Source organism: Nocardioides sp. Root122, from assembly GCF_001425025.1.
Taxonomy (GTDB): Bacteria; Actinomycetota; Actinomycetes; order Propionibacteriales; family Nocardioidaceae; genus Nocardioides.
Window position 1 is genome coordinate 62082 of sequence record NZ_LMDE01000003.1, and the last position, 16587, is coordinate 78668.

General features: G+C 72.4%; 19 protein-coding genes. 9 read left to right on the forward strand and 10 right to left on the reverse strand.

Annotated elements, in window-relative coordinates; all coding sequences use genetic code 11:
• Window positions 1-11 precede the first annotated feature (11 nt).
• Complete coding sequence (locus tag ASC64_RS05105) at window positions 12-1253, reverse strand: glucose-1-phosphate adenylyltransferase family protein (protein ID WP_082550224.1); 1242 nt, start codon at window positions 1251-1253, stop codon at window positions 12-14.
• Between the two features lie 56 nt (window positions 1254-1309).
• On the opposite strand from ASC64_RS05105, the gene nadA reads away from it, so the two are divergent.
• Together nadA and ASC64_RS05115 are read left to right on the forward strand one after the other, a co-directional pair.
• Complete coding sequence (gene nadA / locus ASC64_RS05110; RefSeq protein WP_056906462.1) at window positions 1310-2494, forward strand: quinolinate synthase NadA; 1185 nt, start codon at window positions 1310-1312, stop codon at window positions 2492-2494.
• A gap of 16 nt (window positions 2495-2510) precedes the next feature.
• Complete coding sequence (locus ASC64_RS05115) at window positions 2511-3698, forward strand: winged helix DNA-binding domain-containing protein (protein WP_235563536.1); 1188 nt, start codon at window positions 2511-2513, stop codon at window positions 3696-3698.
• Here ASC64_RS05115 and ASC64_RS05120 read toward each other — a convergent pair.
• Genes ASC64_RS05120 through ASC64_RS05140 form a run of 5 tightly spaced genes read right to left on the reverse strand, consistent with a single transcriptional unit; the run spans window position 3695 to window position 7441 of the window.
• On the reverse strand, window positions 3695-4870 hold the full coding sequence (locus ASC64_RS05120) for a GAF domain-containing sensor histidine kinase (RefSeq protein ID WP_162245770.1): 1176 nt from the start codon (window positions 4868-4870) through the stop codon (window positions 3695-3697). The genes ASC64_RS05115 and ASC64_RS05120 overlap by 4 nt on opposite strands.
• Window positions 4867-5439: a PspA-associated protein PspAB gene (pspAB, locus tag ASC64_RS05125; protein WP_056906464.1), complete on the reverse strand. Its 573-nt coding sequence runs from the start codon at window positions 5437-5439 to the stop codon at window positions 4867-4869. The genes ASC64_RS05120 and pspAB overlap by 4 nt, the downstream gene beginning before the upstream one ends.
• An 11-nt stretch (window positions 5440-5450) precedes the next feature.
• Window positions 5451-6350 carry a zinc metalloprotease HtpX gene (gene htpX, locus ASC64_RS05130; protein ID WP_056906465.1) on the reverse strand — a complete coding sequence of 300 codons (900 nt, stop codon included), beginning with the start codon at window positions 6348-6350 and terminating at the stop codon, window positions 5451-5453.
• Between the two features lie 21 nt (window positions 6351-6371).
• Entirely contained in the window at window positions 6372-6650 is a 279-nt protein-coding gene (gene pspAA, locus ASC64_RS05135; protein WP_056906466.1) for a PspA-associated protein PspAA, read from the reverse strand.
• Window positions 6647-7441 (reverse strand): PspA/IM30 family protein, encoded by a 795-nt coding sequence (locus ASC64_RS05140; protein WP_056906467.1) that lies wholly within the window; start codon window positions 7439-7441, stop codon window positions 6647-6649. The genes pspAA and ASC64_RS05140 overlap by 4 nt, the downstream gene beginning before the upstream one ends.
• Window positions 7442-7643: 202 nt before the next feature.
• Between ASC64_RS05140 and ASC64_RS05145 the strand changes: the two genes are divergently transcribed.
• The 5 genes from ASC64_RS05145 to ASC64_RS05165 all read left to right on the forward strand — a co-directional run bounded on the left by ASC64_RS05145 (window position 7644) and on the right by ASC64_RS05165 (window position 10175).
• Window positions 7644-8225: a DUF3043 domain-containing protein gene (locus tag ASC64_RS05145; RefSeq protein ID WP_056906468.1), complete on the forward strand. Its 582-nt coding sequence runs from the start codon at window positions 7644-7646 to the stop codon at window positions 8223-8225.
• Window positions 8222-8782, forward strand: coding sequence for a GNAT family N-acetyltransferase (locus ASC64_RS05150; protein WP_056906469.1), 561 nt, complete (start codon window positions 8222-8224; stop codon window positions 8780-8782). The genes ASC64_RS05145 and ASC64_RS05150 overlap by 4 nt, the downstream gene beginning before the upstream one ends.
• Window positions 8783-8888: 106 nt before the next feature.
• On the forward strand, window positions 8889-9128 hold the full coding sequence (locus ASC64_RS05155; RefSeq protein WP_056906470.1) for a hypothetical protein: 240 nt from the start codon (window positions 8889-8891) through the stop codon (window positions 9126-9128).
• Window positions 9129-9150: 22 nt separating this feature from the next.
• Window positions 9151-9879: an AzlC family ABC transporter permease gene (locus ASC64_RS05160; protein WP_056906471.1), complete on the forward strand. Its 729-nt coding sequence runs from the start codon at window positions 9151-9153 to the stop codon at window positions 9877-9879.
• Window positions 9879-10175 carry an AzlD domain-containing protein gene (locus ASC64_RS05165; RefSeq protein WP_056906472.1) on the forward strand — a complete coding sequence of 99 codons (297 nt, stop codon included), beginning with the start codon at window positions 9879-9881 and terminating at the stop codon, window positions 10173-10175. Before ASC64_RS05160 ends, ASC64_RS05165 begins: the two co-directional genes overlap by 1 nt.
• A 64-nt stretch (window positions 10176-10239) precedes the next feature.
• Here the strand turns inward: ASC64_RS05165 and ASC64_RS05170 are convergent, their stop codons facing one another.
• Window positions 10240-11862, reverse strand: a complete 1623-nt coding sequence (locus tag ASC64_RS05170; protein WP_056906473.1) for a M4 family metallopeptidase — start codon at window positions 11860-11862, stop codon at window positions 10240-10242.
• Between the two features lie 97 nt (window positions 11863-11959).
• Window positions 11960-12739 (reverse strand): 4-hydroxy-tetrahydrodipicolinate reductase, encoded by a 780-nt coding sequence (gene dapB, locus ASC64_RS05175; RefSeq protein ID WP_056906474.1) that lies wholly within the window; start codon window positions 12737-12739, stop codon window positions 11960-11962.
• A 78-nt stretch (window positions 12740-12817) separates the two neighbouring features.
• On the opposite strand from dapB, the gene ASC64_RS05180 reads away from it, so the two are divergent.
• Window positions 12818-13333, forward strand: coding sequence for a class I SAM-dependent methyltransferase (locus ASC64_RS05180; protein ID WP_056906475.1), 516 nt, complete (start codon window positions 12818-12820; stop codon window positions 13331-13333).
• Between the two features lie 12 nt (window positions 13334-13345).
• Here the strand turns inward: ASC64_RS05180 and ASC64_RS05185 are convergent, their stop codons facing one another.
• Window positions 13346-14248, reverse strand: a complete 903-nt coding sequence (locus ASC64_RS05185) for a LysR family transcriptional regulator (RefSeq protein WP_056906476.1) — start codon at window positions 14246-14248, stop codon at window positions 13346-13348.
• A 71-nt stretch (window positions 14249-14319) separates the two neighbouring features.
• Between ASC64_RS05185 and ASC64_RS05190 the strand changes: the two genes are divergently transcribed.
• Window positions 14320-15243 carry an EamA family transporter gene (locus ASC64_RS05190; protein ID WP_056906477.1) on the forward strand — a complete coding sequence of 308 codons (924 nt, stop codon included), beginning with the start codon at window positions 14320-14322 and terminating at the stop codon, window positions 15241-15243.
• Here the strand turns inward: ASC64_RS05190 and ASC64_RS05195 are convergent.
• Window positions 15200-16582, reverse strand: a complete 1383-nt coding sequence (locus ASC64_RS05195; RefSeq protein WP_156385032.1) for a M16 family metallopeptidase — start codon at window positions 16580-16582, stop codon at window positions 15200-15202. The genes ASC64_RS05190 and ASC64_RS05195 overlap by 44 nt on opposite strands.
• Window positions 16583-16587 lie beyond the last annotated feature (5 nt).

A 16587-nucleotide genomic window follows, 5' to 3' on the forward strand; every position in this document is an offset into this window, starting at 1 on the left:
GAGGTGTCGGGTCAGGCGTCGGACCCCGGCTCGAGGCGTGCGCCGGACGCCACGTCGGCGGTGACCCGGGATTCCCGGCCGACCAGTACGACGTCCTCGTCCCGCGCGAGCCGGCCGGAGGGCTCCTCACCCACCCGCGTCCGCTGCCCGACCTCGCAGCGCTCGTCGAGGACCGTCGTGCGCACCACCGAGCCGGCCCGGATCACGCAGTCCTCCATCACGATGCTGTCGTGGACCTCGGCGCCCTTCTCGACGACCACGCCCGGTCCGAGGACGCTGCCGACCACGAGGCCGCTCACGTCGGCCCCCGGGGAGAGCAACGAGTCACGGCACTCCCCCGCTGCGCGCACGCGAGCCGCGGGGCGGTCGGGCCAGTGCGAGATGACGGGACGACCCGGGTGGTCGAAGACGTCGACCCGGCCAGCCAGCAGGTCGCGGTGGGACTGCAGGTAGAGCCCGGGCTGCCCGACGTCGCGCCAGTAGCCGGCGAGGGGCACGGCGACGACCTTCCCGCCCTCCACGAGCCGCGGGAGCAGGTGCTCGCCGAAGTCGCCGATCCCGCTGTCGCCCTGCTCGGCGTCCTCCACGTCCTGCTTCCCCGCGAGCTGGGCACGCAGGTCGTGCAGCGTCTGGACCAGCACGGCGGTGTCGTAGACGAAGACCTCGGTCGCCACGGTGCCTGCAGAGGGCCGGGAAGGCTTGTGCTCGATGCCCGTCACCGTGCCGTCGCCCCGGGCGAGCACCACGACGTTGTCGGAGGCGTCCTTCTTGCTCACCACGCTGGTCAGCACCGTCGCCGACCGTCCCGCGGCGACGTGCTCCTCGATCACGGGCGCGAGGTCCATGTTGAAGACGTGGTCGGCGCTGCAGACCACCAGCGTACGCGCACCGAACGCCTCGAGGTCGGCCGACATCCGCAGCAGCAGGTCGCCGTTGCCGTGCGCGAAGCCGCTCTCGGTCGCCGGGCCGGTGCCGGTCTGCGGCACGATGCGCCGGAAGCCGCCGCGGTTGCGGTCCAGGCTCCACGGGCGGCCGCCGGAGAGGTACTCGTCGATCGAGGTGACCTGGTACTCCAGCGACACCCACACGTCCGAGAGGTCGGCGTGCACCAGCCCGGACAGGGCGAAGTCGATCAGGCGGTGGACACCGCCGTAGGGCAGGGCCGGCTTGGCCCGCTCCCGCGTCAGCACGTCCATGCGGGAGCCCTGACCGCCCGCCTGTACCAGGGCAAGGACCTCACCGCGTCGTGGCATGCCGCACAGGGTGCCACGGCGGCGGTGATGTCGCCCTCCCCTCCTAGGATGAGCACATGAGCCTCGTCGACCTGCCGCTCCTCCCGCTCGGCAAGGGCCGCGACCTCGACGCCGAGCGCGGCGTGGAGTGCCCCGGTGATCTCCCGGCGGCGTCCGACCCCACGCTGGTCGCCCGGGCACGCGCGGCCAAGGACGCCCTCGGCGAGCGGGTCTTCGTGCTCGGCCACCACTACCAGCGCGACGAGGTCATCCAGTTCGCCGACGTCACCGGCGACTCCTTCAAGCTCGCGCGCGACGCGGCCGCGCGTCCCGCAGCGGAGTTCATCGTCTTCTGCGGCGTGCACTTCATGGCCGAGTCGGCCGACATCCTCACCTCTCCCGCGCAGCAGGTCGTGCTGCCCGACCTGGCGGCCGGCTGCTCGATGGCCGACATGGCGCGCCTGCGCCAGGTCGAGGACGCGTGGGACGCGATGGCCGACGCCGGCATCCAGGACCTCGTCGTCCCGGTGACCTACATGAACTCCAGCGCCGACATCAAGGCCTTCTGCGGCCGCAACGGCGGCGTGGTGTGCACCTCCTCCAACGCCGACGTGGCCCTCGACTGGGCGTTCCAGCAGAAGGCCCACGTCGACGGCGACGCCAAGGTCCTCTTCCTGCCCGACCAGCACCTCGGCCGCAACACCGCGGTGCTCCAGATGGGCATCGCGCTCGACGAGTGCGTCGTGTGGGACCCGCTGCAGCCCGGCGGCGGCCTCACCGCCGAGGAAATGCAGAGGGCCCGGATGATCCTGTGGAAGGGCCACTGCTCGGTGCACGGCCGCTTCTCCGAGGACGTCGTCGACGAGCTGCGCGCCGCGCACCCCGGCATCAACGTGCTCGTCCACCCCGAGTGCAAGCACGAGGTCGTGCTCAAGGCCGACCTGGTCGGCTCGACCGAGTTCATCATCAAGACGATCGAGGCGGCCGAGCCCGGCACCGTCTGGGCGATCGGCACCGAGCTCAACCTCGTCAAGCGCCTCGCCGACGCCCACCCCGACAAGACGATCGTCTTCCTCGACCGCAACGTCTGCTACTGCTCGACGATGAACCGCATCGACCTGCCGCACCTGGTCTGGGCGCTGGAGAACCTGGTGGCGGGCGAGGTGGTCAACCGCATCGCGGTCGACCCCGAGACCGAGGCCGACGCGCTCCTGGCGCTGCAGCGGATGCTCGACCTGCCCGGCAAGTCGCACCGCGACTGACGCGCACCCCACCACGATGACCTTGCGGCACGTCACCGACTCGGAGCGGCGCAGCCGCATCGCCGTACGCCACTGCCTGGCTCCCGCACACCGCAAGGAGCACGTCACGGTCGTCACCCACGCGATGACCGTGCTCCACGCGACGGAGGCGGCGACGGTCCACCTCGCCCTCGCGGCACGCACGGAGGGCCTGACGCCCGAGGCCATCGACGTCGAGCTCTACGACGCGCGCCAGGTCGTCAAGCAGCTGGCCATGCGACGCACGCTCTTCGTCTTCCCGCGCGAGATGCTGCCGGCCGCGTGGGGCAGCGCCGCCGCCAGGGTGGCGACCTCCGAGCGGAAGCGGATCGCGAAGGCGATCGCCGGCGCCGGCATCGCGCCCGACGGCGAGGCCTGGCTCGACGCCGCCCGCGAGGCGACCCTCGCCCGCCTCGCCGCGGGCCCCGCCACCACGGCGCAGCTGCGGGCCGAGGTGCCGGAGCTCGCCGGCACGGTCGGCGGCGACACCGACAAACGGTGGGACCGCCCCGTCCCGGTGGCGCCGTGGGTGCTCACCCACCTCGGGCTCGAGGGAAAGACGCTGCGAGGCCGCAACGCCGGGCACTGGCGCCTCAACAAGCCGACGTGGACCACCGCCGAGGACTGGTTGGGCGTCGTGCCTGACCCCCTGAGCGAGGCGGAGGGGTACTCCACTCTCGTCCGCTCCTGGCTGACCACGTTCGGGCCCGGCACGGCCGCCGACATCCAGTGGTGGTTGGGCTCCACGAAGACCGCGGTGACCCGCGCGCTGGCGGACGTCGGCGCCGTGCAGGTCACCCTCGACGACGGCTCCGTCGGGTGGGTGCTGCGGGAGGACGCCGAGGACACCGGTCCGGTCGAGCCCTGGGCCGCGCTGCTGCCGACCCTCGACCCGACCGTCATGGGGTGGAAGCAGCGCGGGTTCTACCTCGACCCGGCACACGTCCCCTACCTGTTCGACACCAACGGCAACGCCGGCACCACTGCCTGGTGGGACGGCCGGGTCGTCGGCTGCTGGGTGCAGGACGACGAGGGCGTCGTACGTCTGTCCCTGCTCGAGGACGTCGAGCCGGCTGGCCGTGACGCGCTGGAGCAGGAGGCGCGACGGCTCACCCACTGGCTCGACGGCACCGTGATCGGCAGCGTCTACGCCTCGCGGCAGATGAGGCAGGCGAAGCTGCCCTAGGGCTCGTCGTCGACGGCGGGGAGCGCGAACCAGAAGACCGAGCCACCGTCCTCGCGGTCGTCGACGCCCATGGTGCCGCCGTGCGCCTCGATGATCCGGCGGCAGGTCGCCAGGCCGATCCCCGAGCCCTCGACGGTCTTGTCGAGGCGCGCCAGCGGGGCGAAGACGCGCTCGCGCTTGTCGTCGGGGACACCGCGGCCCCGGTCGCGCACCTCGACCCGGTGCCGGCCGTCGAGCCGCCGGCTGCCCACCTCGACGTCGGGCTGCTCACCCACGAGCGTGAACTTCGCGGCGTTGTCGATGAGGTTCATCAGCACCGAGCGCAGCTGTGAGGCGTCGCCACGCACCACGGGGAGGGGGTCGGCCCGGACCAGGGGCCGGTCGATCCGACCGGCGAGGTCGTCGAGCGCGGCGTCGAGCTCGATCGACAGGTCGACCCGCGCGTCACCGGGCGCGTCGCCCTGCGAGGCGAAGTCGAGCAGGTTGCCGATCATGTCGTTCATCCGGTCGACGCCGCGACGGGCGCGCGCGACCGTGTCGACCTGGTAGGGGTCGGTCACCTCCATCTCGAGCGCCTCGAGGGAGAGCGAGATCGAGGTCAACGGGTTCTTCAGGTCGTGGCTGACCTGACCTGCGAAGTTGGCCAGCCGGTCGTTGGAGGTGCTCAGCCGGGCATTGACCTCGCTGAGCCGCCGCGATGCCAGCTCCAGCTCGAGCACGTCGACCACCCGGTCGGCGAGGAGCGCCAGGCCCTTGGCGGCCTCCGGGGTCACCGGATGGGCCACCGTGTCGAAGACGCACAGCGTGCCGATGACGACGCCGTCGGGCGTGCGCAGGGGCTGGGAGCCGTAGTACTTCACGTCCGCGACCTCGCCGGTCGTCCAGGGGTTGTCCCCGAAGCGCGGGTCCTGACTGGCGTCGTCGAGGAGGATGGGCTGTCCCGACTCCACGACCTGGCGGCACATGGAGTCGTCACAGGGCGTCGTCGCCCCCTCGAATCCCGTCGTGGCCACCTGGTGCTGGTGCCGGCTGCTCAGCAGGTTGACCGTGGCGAACGGCACGCCGGCGAGCTGCGCGGCGAGGTCCACGAGCGCGTCGAGCTCGCGGCGCGGCGGCCCGTCGAGGATGTCGTACGCCGCCAGCGCCCGGTCGCGCTCCACACCTGTGCTCACAGCCCGGGAGCCTTCCAGACGGCCAGCCATCGTTGGGTGTCGGGCTCCATCGGCAGCTCCTTGTCCAAGAGGTCGCGCACGGACAGCTCGAGGAGCGTGTCGCGGGACTGCTCGCCCGTGGGCGCGAAGGGGTAGAAGGTGCCCTGCTTGTAGAGGTAGGTCAGGCCGAAGGTCTGCCCGGCGGCGCTGCGGAAGGGCACCATGGAGCAGAGCAGCCCGGCCTCGAAGCCGTTGAGCTCGAGCGTGGTGTTGACCGCGTGCAGGTCGGTGCACAGGCCCGACATGTCGTCCTTGTCGCCCGCGACCACCAGCCAGGTGAACCCGAAGTCGTCCTGGGTGACGCTGACCTCAGGAGCCTCGTCGTCGTCACGGATGAGGGCCACCACGTCCTCCTGGGTCTGGGCGAAGGCGGCACCCGCGGCAGAGCGGTAGCAGACCGAGCCGGAGCCGGTCGGCTCGAAGCCCAGGGCCGTCTGCAGCGTGACGGCCGCGCTGGGGACGTGGAACAGTGCGTCGAGGTTGTTGCGCTTGGGCTGCGTCCGCGCGCGCACCGCCTCCCAGAGGCCCATCGATCGTCCCCTCAGCCCGTCGGCCTGCTGAGCTCGGCCTGGATGCGGGCCAGCTGCTCGAGCCGCTGCTGGAGGGGCGGGTGGGTCGCCATCAGCCCGCCCACGCCGCCGCGCAGCGCCGGCACGATGCACAGCGCGCTGGCGGCGTTCGCGCGGAGGTCGCGCTGCGGGGTGGCGGCCACCTCGCCGCTGATCTTCTGCAGCGCCGAGGCCAGCGCGGCCGGCTTCATCGTCAGGTAGGCGCCCGACCGGTCGGCGCAGAGCTCGCGGTAGCGCGACAGCAGGCGCAGCAGCAGGAAGCTGACGGCGTAGACCACGAGGCTGACCAGGAGCGCGACCAGCACGGCCGGCAGGGCGCTGTTGTTGTTGCGACGTCCCATCCCGCCGAACTGCGCGAAGCGCATCAGCAGCCCCGCCGCGATGCCGGCCGAGGAGGCGACGGTCATGACCAGCACGTCGCGGTGGGCCACGTGGCTCAGCTCGTGGGCCAGGACCGCCTCGAGCTCCTCGGCGTCGAGCGTCTGCAGGATGCCGGTGGTCACGCAGACCACGGCCCGGTCCGGCGACCGCCCGGTGGCGAACGCGTTGGCGACCGCCATGTCGGCGATCCCCACCCGCGGCTTGGGCATGTCGGCCAGCGCGCACAGCCGGTCGATCATTCCGTGCAGCTCCGGCGCCTCCTCGGGGGAGACCTCACGGGCGCGCATCGCGCGCATCGCGACCTTGTCGGAGCTCCACCACTGCCAGAACGCCATGCCGATGGCGATCACGGCCACGATCGGCGCGTAGCCGGACCCGACCACCTGGATGAGCACGACGACGAGGCCGACGAAGAGCCCGCCGAGCAGGAACATGGTCAGGGTCATCCGGGCGGTGAGCCCGCTGTCCTTGATGAAGCGTGAGGAGGCCATGGCCGAAGGTGTGGGCCCGTCTCAGCCCGGGATGAGGCCGTCGTCGCCCAGCAGCTCGCGGACCTCGTCGATCGTGGCGTCCGGCGGCGGCAGGATCAGGTCGGACTCGTCGAGCGAGTCCATCTCGTGGTGCGTCCCGTTGGCGCGCACGGCCGACAGCAGCCCGTGCAGGGCGGTGCGGAACATCGCCTCGTCGCCGGACTCGACGGCCTGCTCGATCTGGGTGTCGAGGCCGTTGAGGGCGTCGAGCGCGTGGTCCTCGAGGTCGTACTGCCCCTCGCCGAGGATGCGGACGATCATGCCTGGCCGCCCTCGTTGGCCTGGCGCTGCGCGGTCTGGCCCTCGGGCTCGGCGTCGAGGATGTCGCCGTCGCCGGCCTCGATGGCCTGCGGGGCGCTGCCGGCCTTGAGGCGGGCCAGCTCGGCCTCGACGTCGGAGGTGGACGAGAGCGCGTCGAGCTCGCGGGAGATGTCGTCGCCGGCGTTGATCTGGGAGGCGTCGTCGAGCGCGCCGGAGGCGATCAGCTCGTCGATGGCCTGGCCCCGGGCCTGCATCTGGGCGGTCTTGTCCTCCGCGCGCTGGATGGCCAGGCCGACGTCGCCCATCTCCTCGCCGATGCCGGACATGGCCTCGCCGATGCGGGTCTGCGCCTCCGCAGCGGTGTAGGTGGCCTTGATCGTCTCCTTGCGGGTGCGGAAGGCCTCGACCTTGGCCTGCAGCCGCTGCTGCGCGAGGACGAGCTTCTCCTCCTCGCCCTGCAGCGTCGCCTGCTGCTCCTTGAGGCTGGCGATCTGCGAGGTGAGTCCGGACTTGCGGGTGAGGGCCTCGCGGGCGAGGTCCTCACGACCCGCGCCGATGGCCTTCTCGGCCTGGCCCTGGAGCTTGGCCGACTGCTGCTCGAGCTGGTTGACCTGCAGCTCGACGCGCTTGCGGCTCGTGGCGACGTCGGCGACGCCGCGGCGTACCTTCGAGAGGAGCTCGAGCTGCCGCTGGTAGCTGTAGTCGAGGGTCTCCCGGGGGTCCTCCGCCCTGTCCAGGGCCTTGTTCGCCTTGGAGCGGAAGATCAGGCTGATGCGCTTCATGAGACTCATCGGGGTACAGACCCTCTCTTGGTCATGGCTTGGTCATGGCTCGTCCGTGGGGCAGAAACGTTGCCCTCACCCTAGGACCAAACCCCAACAGGAGGTAGGGCATTGCCGCCAGCGCGGGCGCCCGGGACGGCGGCAGGCGGCCCGCGTCCCGGACGGCGATAGGCTGGCCCCCAGCATCCGCACCAGGTGAAGGCAGCACGCGTTGTTCCGACGTTCCACCCCCGAGCCCGACGTCCCGGCCACCACCGACAAGGTGGGCGGCAAGGGGCGACCAACGCCGACCCGCAAGGAGGCGGAGGCCGCCGCGCGGGCACGCGCCAAGGTGCCGCGGACCCGCAAGGAGCAGATGGCCGCCCAGCGCTCCGCGCGAGGCGACACCGCCTCCAAGATGCGCCAGGCGATGAAGACCGGCGACGACCGCTACCTCCCCAGCCGTGACCGCGGACCCGTCCGCCGGTTCATCCGTGACTTCGTCGACTCCCGCTTCAGCTTCATCGAGCTGATGGTGCCGCTGCTGATCGTCTCGATGGTGCTGGGCTACTCCGGCAGCACGACCGCACAGAACCTCGGCAACACGGTGCTGTTCACCACGATCCTGGTGATCGTCTTCGACATCGTGATGCTGCGTGTCCGCCTGCGACGCGAGCTCGCTCACCGGTTCCCGGGCGAGTCCACCAAGGGCACGACGATGTACGCCGCCATGCGCTCGCTGCAGATGAAGTTCCTGCGCCTGCCCAAGGCCCAGGTGAAGATCGGCGAGAAGCTCCCCGAGACCTATCGATGAGCCACTCGCACTCCGGCGGCCCGACCGCCGACGTCTCCGTGCGCGTGGCATGGGCCGACGACGCCGACGCGATCGCCGGCGTGCAGGTCCGCGCGTGGCCCGCGCTCTACGCCGGGCTGCTGCCCGCCGAGGTCCTGCCGAGCGACGTCGAGGCGGTCGCCGCCCAGTGGCGCCAGGCCCTGGCGCGCCCGGCGGACGCCCGCCACCGCGTGCTGGTCGCCCTCGAGCGCAACCGCGTCGTGGGTTTCGCACTGACGTCGCCGGCCACCGACCCCGACTGCGACCCCGTCGCCGACGGCGAGCTGGCGGAGGTGACCCTCGACCCGCAGGAGCGCGGCAAGGGGCACGGCTCGCGGCTGCTGCAGGCAGCCGTGGACACGCTTGCTGCCGACCGTTTCAGCCGCGCGGTGACCTGGGTCAACGCCCCTGACGACGCCCTGCGGACCTTCCTGACCGACGCCGGCTGGGCGCCCGACACGGCGCACCGCGAGCTCGACCTCGACGGGACGGGCGCCACGACGGTGAAGCAGGTCCGCCTGCACACCGCCATCGGCTGACCCCTCCGGGCCGGCTGAAGTCCACCCCTTCGGATCTTGTTTTTCGGGTGGCGCGCGTCACCATGGAGGAGCCGGCTACTCCGCCGGCCCAGCACGGGGGTTCGACATGCTCGGTCCGCTTCCCACACTCCACCGGTTCGCCCTGGTCCTCGGCGCCCTGCTCGTCTGCGTCGGCATCGGGTTCTGGCTGGGCGCCATGCCCGAGATCCCGCTCAACCTGCGCGCGGGCGTGCTCGCGGGCGTCGGCGCGGGCGTGGCCGCCGCGTTCGTCCTGGTCCACGACTTCCACCAGGGACTGCACCAGGGACAGGCCCGCCCGGCGCGGGTCCGCCGTCGTACGCACTGAGGAGCCGCACTAGCCTCGGGGCGTGACCGAGCCCGCCCTCACCCCGAGCGAGCGCTCGGGGATCGTGCGTGACGGTCTCGCGGTCGGCGTCGCCACCGGCGCCTACGGCATCGGCTTCGGCGCGGTCTCCGTCGCCTCCGGGCTCAGCGTCGCCCAGACCTGCGTGCTCTCGCTGCTGATGTTCACGGGCGCGAGCCAGTTCGCGCTCGCGGGAGTCGTCGCCGCCGGCGGTGCACCGATGTCCGGAGCGGCGACGGCGCTGCTGCTGGGCACGCGCAACACGCTCTACGGCCTCCGGATGGCCCCGCTGCTCCGGTGGCGCGGGTGGCGCCGGGCGGCGGCCGCCCACGTGCTCATCGACGAGTCGACGGCGATGTCGGTCAACCGGGAGTCGACCGCCGCAGCCCGGTTGGGGTTCCTGACCACCGGCGGATCGGTGTTCGTGCTCTGGAACCTCGCCACGGCGGTCGGAGCCTTCGCCGGCGAGGCCGTCGGGGACCCGCGCACGTTCGGCCTCGACGCCGCCGTCGGGGCCGCGTTCCTCGCCCTGCTGTGGCCACGGCTCAAGGACCGACGCAACGTGCTCGTCGGCGTGCTCGCCGCCCTGGTGGCGCTCTCCATGGTGCCGATCACTGCGCCCGGCGTGCCGGTGCTCGCCGCCGGCGGTGTCGCCCTGCTGGTCGGGGTGCTGGCCCGCGGCGAGGACCCGACCGAGATCCCCGGCCCGGGCGACGTGGGAGGTCACCGCTGATGTGGGCCGCGGTGCTGCTGGCCGGGATCGGCTGCTACCTGCTCAAGCTGGCCGGGCTGTCGCTGCCCGAGCGGGTGCTGAGCCACCCGACGGTGGAGCGCGTCGCCGACCTGATCCCGGTCGCGTTGCTGGCGGCCCTCGTCGCGGTGCAGGTCGTCGCGGACGGCACGTCGCTCACCCTCGACGCCCGGGTCCTGGGGCTCGCCTTCGCGGTCGTCGCGCTGCTGCTGAGGATGCCGTTCCTCGTCGTGGTGGTGGGGGCGGCGGTCGTCGCGGCCCTGGCCCGTCTCGTCTGACGCCCCGGCGCACCTGCACAGCGGGTGCAGGTGCGCCGGGTCGGGACGGTGTGGGAGCGGGTGGTCAGCCGACGGACACCGCGCTCCACGCGGCGGCCACGGCGGCGTACTGCGTGCTGCCCTGGCCGTAGAGGTCCTTTGCGGCGTTGAGCGTGGCGGTGCGCGCACCGGCGTACGTCGTGCCGGAGGTCATGTAGACCGTCAGCGCGCGGTACCAGATCTTCGCTGCGGCGTCGCGGCCGATGCCGGTGACCGTCGAGCCGTTGCAGGTCGTCGAGCTGTGCGCGACGCCGCCGATGGTCTTGGCGCCGCTGCCCTCGGCCAGCAGGTAGAAGAAGTGGTTGCCGATGCCCGAGGAGTAGTGGACGTCGACGTTCTTGGCACCTGAGCTCCAGCAGTCGAGCGAGCTGCCGTCGGAGGACGGACGGTCCATGCGGCGGAAGCCCAGGTGATTCTTCAGGTCGAACTCCTCGCCGATGAGGTAGTCCGCCGGGTCGTTGGCGTTGGCGGCGTGGAACTCCACCATCGTGCCGAAGATGTCGGACGTCGCCTCGTTGAGGCCGCCGGACTCACCGGAGTAGGTCAGGCCGGCGGAGTTCTCGGTGACCCCGTGCGACATCTCGTGACCGGCCACGTCGAGCGAGACGAGCGGGCCGAAGTCGGCCCCGTCGCCGTCGCCGTAGGTCATCTTGGTGCCGTCCCAGAAGGCGTTGACGTAGCCGTTGCCGTAGTGGGTGCGGTTGTAGGAGCCGCGGCCGTCGTTCCAGATGCCGTTGCGCCCGTGCGCGGACTTGAAGTAGTCCCACGTGACGTTGGAGCCGTACTGGGCGTCGGCCCCGGCCGAGGCGCGACTGCTGGTCGAGCCGTTGCCGAAGGTGGTCGTCGTCGACGCGAACGTGGTGCCCGTCTTGCAGCCGCTGCCGAAGATCTGGCAGAAGAAGGAGTCCTCGGCGTTGCCCATGTCGGTGGTGTAGGTGCCGCCGCGCGTGGCGTCCTTGAGCGTGTACGACGACCCCGAGCCACTGACCTGCAGCGGGACCGTGCCGCTGTAGAGCGTCTGGCCCTGGCCGTCGACGTTGACGATCTGCTGCACGCTGCGGATCACCATGCCGGTGCGGGCGTCGACGTAGGTCGCGAGGCGCGAGGGGGTGCCGTCGGCCTGGGTGCCGCCGGTGACGACCTCCCACGCCAGGCGCGGGGCGGCACCGGTGGCGTCGACGACGAGCTCGCTCGCCTCGGCCTTCGCGTCGCCGCGCACGGCAGCCGTGCGGGCGTTGCGCGCCAGCACGGTGCGCTTGGCCGCCGAGCGGGCGACCGTGGCCTCGGTGGCCAGCGTGAGCGGCTCGCGCAGGGTCTGGCTGACGCCCTCCCAGCCGCTCGAGGCGTCCTGGTGGACCACCATGTCGCCACCGAGGACCCGCAGGCCGTCGAGGGTGCGGTCGAAGCGGACGTGGCTGGTGCCGTCGGCGTCGACCACGGACGACCGGGCGACGAAGGCCTGGCCGTCGCTCGCACGAGCCGCGCGGGGGTGGGCGCCGAGGGCGGCGAGCGCCGCGGCGACGCTGTCGGCGCGCGCTGCGGTCGGCGACGAGCCGGGCGCGCCCTGGGCGCTCGTGGCCGTGGTGAGCGGCAGCGCTGCGGTGGCGGCGACGACGGCGAGCGCGGCGAGTCCTGCGGTTCTGCGCATGGTGGAGCCTTCCCGGTGGGGTGCCGGGGTCCCCGAGTGGACCGCGGCAGCTGACCCTCCAACGAGGACGGTCCGCCGGGGTTATCCGTGGGCGTCGTCAGCCGATGTCGAGGAAGGCGTCGAGGCCCACGGTGAGCCCGGGGTGCTCGCCGATCGCCCGCACGCCGGTGAGCACGCCCGGGGTGAAGGAGACCCGGTCCAGGGAGTCGTGCCGGATGGTGAGGGTCTCCCCCGCCGTCCCGAGGATGACCTCCTGGTGTGCGACGAGCCCACGCACCCGCAGGCCGTGCACCCGCACGCCCTCGACGTCGGCACCGCGGGCACCGTCGAGTCCCGTGGAGGTGGCGTCGGGCATCGGGTCGCTGCCCGCCTCACGCCGGGCGGCAGCGATCATCTCCGCCGTACGGCGGGCCGTTCCGGACGGCGCGTCGGCCTTGTCGGGGTGGTGCAGCTCGACCACCTCGACCGACTCGAAGAACGGCGCGGCCTGCGCCGCGAAGCGCATCATCAAGATCGCGCCGATCGAGAAGTTGGGCGCGATCAGCACGCCCACCTCCGGCGCGTCGGCCAGCCAGGCCTCCAGCTGGTCGAGGCGCTCCTGGTCGAAGCCGGTCGTGCCGACCACGGCGTGGATGCCGTGCTCGATGCAGAAGCGCAGGTTGTCCATCACGACGTCGGGATGGGTGAAGTCCACGACCACCTGGGCGCCGGCACCGACCAGCGCCTCCAGGTCGTCTCCGGCGTCGACCTCGGCCACCAGCTCGGTGTCGGGTGCGGACCCCACGGCCCGGCACACCTCCGTGCCCACCTTGCCGCGCGCACCCAGGACGCCGACGCGGACGGGGGCGGTGCCGGAGGCTGGATGTGGTGTGCTCACGCGCCCAACCTAGCGAGTCGGACGCCCTGCGGGTGGCGGTGGCTGACTCGTGAACGCTCGTCTGGCAGGCTGTGGGCCATGCCGACTTCGACCATCCCGCCGCGCATCAAGTGGGCCGTCGACCTCATGGACGTCCAGCCGGGCGACCAGGTCCTGGAGATCGGCTGCGGCCCCGGCGCTGGAGCCGAGGCGATCTGCGCCAGGCTCGAGACCGGCAAGCTGTTCGCGATCGACCGCTCGGAGTCGGGCGTCGACCGCACCAAGCGCCGCAACCAGAAGTACGTCGACGCCGGCCGGCTCGTCGTGCGCCAGATCGACCTCGCCACGCTGCGCGTCCCGGTCAAGCGGCTCAACAAGGTCTTCGCGTTCAACGTGAACCTGTTCTGGGTGCGTGAGTGCGACGACGAGGTGGCCCTGCTCCACGAGCGGGTCGTGCCCGGCGGAGCCGTCTACCTCTTCTACGAGGCGAGCCGCCCCGAGCTGGTGCCCAACATCGTCAAGAAGGCGTCCGAGAACCTCCAGCGCGGCGGCTTCCGCGTCAGCGTGGTCGAGCAGAAGGCTCCCCCGGTCATCGGCCTGATCGGCCGGCGCTGACCCTCGCCGGCGTCACCCGCGCCGCGGGTCGAAGCCGCTCGCCACGGTGGTGAGCGAGGACAGCACCCGTCGCACGGCCCGGCGCTCGGCCCGGTCGGGCCGCAGGATCGCGACGACGTGCCGTCCCGACTCGATCGTGGCCAGCGGCCGCAGCACCACCTCGTCGCCCGCCGGCGCGGTGAACCGCGGCAGCACGGCCACGCACTCGCCTGCCCCCACCAGCGCCTCGGCCAGCCGGTTGTCGCGCACCCGCTGCCGTACGTCGACGCGCGTGCCCGTCGCCTCCTCGACGGCCAGCCGCACGCTGTCGAACGGGTAGCCCAGCGGCACGCCGATCCACGGCCACGCCACCAGGTCCTGCGGCGTCACCGACCCTCGGGCGGCGAGCGGGTGGTCGGCGGCCATGGCGATGTCGAGCGGCTCGCGCGCGAGCTCCCGCACCAGCAGGCCCTCGGCATGCGGCGGGATGCGGTGCGCACTGTGCGCGATCACGATGTCGTGGTCCACGACCTGGCCGGCGTACGCCGCCTCGGCGATGTCGAGGTCGGTGCACACCACCTCGATCGGATCGTCGGCGAGGTCCCGGAGCACGCCGGGCAGCAGGAACGTCGCCGCGCTGGGCAGCGCCGCGATCGTCACCACCCCCGCCGCGCTGCCCCGGAACTCGTGCCACCGGGCCTCGGCCGCTGCCAGCGCGACCGCGACGTCCCGCGCGGAGGCGGCGAGCGCCCGGCCGGCGTCGGTCAGCCGGACCCCGCGCCCGTGCGCCTCGACGAGCGTCGCGCCGAACGCGCGCTCGGCGCTGCGCAGCTGCTGCGACACCGCGGACGGGGTGCGGTGGGTGGCCGCTGCGACCGCCGTCACGCTGCCGCGGTCCTCCAGCTCGCGCAAGAGGTCGAGGTGCCGGACGTCCATGTAGCCAGCCTACAGATCAGTTGCAGACCGTTTCACTTGTGCTACATTGTCCGCGGCACGAGGCTGGGAGGGTGCCGACCCGCCACCGCCTCCTCGCAGCGATCGTCGCGGTCTGCTGGGGGCTGAACTTCCTGGCGATCGACGCCTCGCTCCAGCACTTCCCGCCGTTCTTCCTCGTCGCCCTGCGCTTCGCGCTGATCGCGGTCCCGACCGTGCTGCTGGTGCCGTTCCCGCGGGTGCCCGTGCGCTGGCTGGTCGGCTACGGCCTCGGGTTCGGGACGTTCCAGTTCCTGTTCCTCTACTGGGGCATGGCAGCCGGCATGCCCGCAGGGTTGTCGTCGCTGGTGCTCCAGGCCTCGGCACCGTTCACGGTGCTGCTCGCGGCCGCCCTCCTGCGCAACCCGCTCACCCCGCGTGCCGCCCTGGGCGTGCTCGTCGCCGTGGCCGGCCTCGCCGTGGTCGGCTGGCAGCGCCTCGACGGGCCGGCCGGGTTCTGGCCCTTCGTCCTGGTGCTGGCCGGAGCGCTCTCGTGGGCCCTCGGCAACCTGTGCACGGCGCAGGCGCGGGCGCCCGAGCCGCTCCACCTCACGCTCTGGATGTCGGTCGTGCCGCCCCTGCCGATGCTGGCGCTGTCCCTCCTGGTGGAGGGCCCGGACCGGATCGCCGACTCGCTGACCCGGTGGGACTCCCCCGACGCGTGGCCCGCCGTCCTCGGCCTGGCCTACACGGTCCTGGTCGGGACCGTGCTGGGGTCGGGCATCTGGACGTGGCTGATGGCCCGGCACCGCGCGGGGACGGTGGCGCCGTTCTCCATGTTGGTGCCGGTCGTCGGGATGAGCGCGGCCTGGCTCGTGCTCGGCGAGACCGTCAGCGCCGGCGAGTCCGCGGGGGCGGTGCTGGTCGTCGCCGGCGTCCTGGTCGCGACCAGGCCGGCGCGGCCCCCGGCACCGCTCAGCGCGTCGGACCCACGACCGCAAGCAGCTCGGGCTGGCTGAACAGCTCGGCGGCCAGGAGGGAGACGTCCTCGAGCGTGACGGCCTCGATGCGGCGGACCACCTCGTCGATGGTGAGCAGCTCGTCGTAGACCAGCTCGGCCTTGCCGATGCGCGACATGCGTGAGCCCGAGTCCTCGAGGCCGAGCACGAGACCGCCCTTGAGCTGGCCCTTGCCGCGTTCGAGCTCCTCGGCGGTGATGCCGCTCTCGGCGACCTTCGCGAGCTCGGCACGGACGGTCTCCAGCACGGCGTCGTACTTGCCGGGCAGGCAGCCCACGGACACCCCGACGACGCCGGCGTCGGCGTGGTGGCTGGCGAAGGAGTAGACGGAGTAGGCCAGGCCGCGCACCTCGCGCACCTCTTGGAACAGCCGCGACGAGGTGCCGCCTCCGAGGGCCGTGTTGAGCACCCCGAGGGCGTAGCGGCGGGGATCGGTGCGGGTCAGGCCCTTGACGCCGAGGACCAGGTTGACCTGCTCCTGCTGGCGCACGGTGCGGGCCTCGCCGGGCTGGACCCGGCGTGCCTTCTCGGTCTGCTGCGGCGTCAGCGGGGTGGCCTCGCCCTCGAGGAAGCCCTCTCGGCCGAAGGCCGCGCGCACCTGCCGCACGACGGCGGCGTGGTCGACGTTGCCGGCGACCGAGACGACCATGTTCTCGGGGCGGTAGTGGCGACGGTAGAACCGGTGGATCTGCCCGCGCGTCATCGCGGTGATCGACTCCTCGGTGCCGGCGATCGGGCGGCCGAGGGGGCTGTCGCCCCACGCCTGGTGGGCGAAGAGGTTGTGCACCACGTCGTCGGGGTCGTCGTCGTGCATGGCGATCTCGTCGAGGATCACGTCGCGCTCGGCCTCGACGTCGAGCTCGGTGATGGTCGAGGCGGTGACCATGTCGCCGAGGACGTCCACGGCCGTGCCGAGGTCCTCGTCGAGGACCCGGGCGTGGAAGACGGTGTACTCCTTGGTGGTGAAGGCGTTGAACTCGCCGCCCACCGCGTCGAGCGCGATCGAGATGTCCATCGCCGAGCGCTCGGCGGTGCCCTTGAAGAGCAGGTGCTCGAGGAAGTGCGAGCAGCCGTGGAGCGCCGGGGTCTCGTCGCGCGAGCCGACGTCGACCCACACGCCGATGCTGGCCGAGCGGGAGCCGGCCATCTGCTCGGTGACGATCCGCAGGCCGCTCGGCAGGACCGTGCGTCGTACGCGCGAGGTCACGGCCCCGTCGGCGTCCTTGACGGTGTGGAGGGTGCGGGTGGTGCCGTTCTTCTGCAAGGGGTCCTTCTTCTGCTGGGGGGTGAAGCACCGCGACCGGTCGGCCAGACGGCCGACCGGTCGCGGGTGGAGCATCAGGT

Bases quoted from the DNA above. Each gene is read 5' to 3' on its own strand.
- ASC64_RS05170 (WP_056906473.1), bottom strand. From the start codon at position 11,862: ATGCGCAGAACCGCAGGACTCGCCGCGCTCGCCGTCGTCGCCGCCACC.
- pspAA (WP_056906466.1), bottom strand. From the start codon at position 6,650: ATGATCGTCCGCATCCTCGGCGAGGGGCAGTACGACCTCGAGGACCAC.
- ASC64_RS05115 (WP_235563536.1), top strand. From the start codon at position 2,511: ATGACCTTGCGGCACGTCACCGACTCGGAGCGGCGCAGCCGCATCGCC.
- ASC64_RS05195 (WP_156385032.1), bottom strand. From the start codon at position 16,582: ATGCTCCACCCGCGACCGGTCGGCCGTCTGGCCGACCGGTCGCGGTGC.
- ASC64_RS05185 (WP_056906476.1), bottom strand. From the start codon at position 14,248: ATGGACGTCCGGCACCTCGACCTCTTGCGCGAGCTGGAGGACCGCGGC.
- pspAB (WP_056906464.1), bottom strand. From the start codon at position 5,439: ATGGGCCTCTGGGAGGCGGTGCGCGCGCGGACGCAGCCCAAGCGCAAC.
- ASC64_RS05165 (WP_056906472.1), top strand. From the start codon at position 9,879: ATGTGGGCCGCGGTGCTGCTGGCCGGGATCGGCTGCTACCTGCTCAAG.
- ASC64_RS05105 (WP_082550224.1), bottom strand. From the start codon at position 1,253: ATGCCACGACGCGGTGAGGTCCTTGCCCTGGTACAGGCGGGCGGTCAG.
- nadA (WP_056906462.1), top strand. From the start codon at position 1,310: ATGAGCCTCGTCGACCTGCCGCTCCTCCCGCTCGGCAAGGGCCGCGAC.
- ASC64_RS05150 (WP_056906469.1), top strand. From the start codon at position 8,222: ATGAGCCACTCGCACTCCGGCGGCCCGACCGCCGACGTCTCCGTGCGC.
- htpX (WP_056906465.1), bottom strand. From the start codon at position 6,350: ATGGCCTCCTCACGCTTCATCAAGGACAGCGGGCTCACCGCCCGGATG.
- ASC64_RS05140 (WP_056906467.1), bottom strand. From the start codon at position 7,441: ATGAGTCTCATGAAGCGCATCAGCCTGATCTTCCGCTCCAAGGCGAAC.
- ASC64_RS05155 (WP_056906470.1), top strand. From the start codon at position 8,889: ATGCTCGGTCCGCTTCCCACACTCCACCGGTTCGCCCTGGTCCTCGGC.
- ASC64_RS05180 (WP_056906475.1), top strand. From the start codon at position 12,818: ATGCCGACTTCGACCATCCCGCCGCGCATCAAGTGGGCCGTCGACCTC.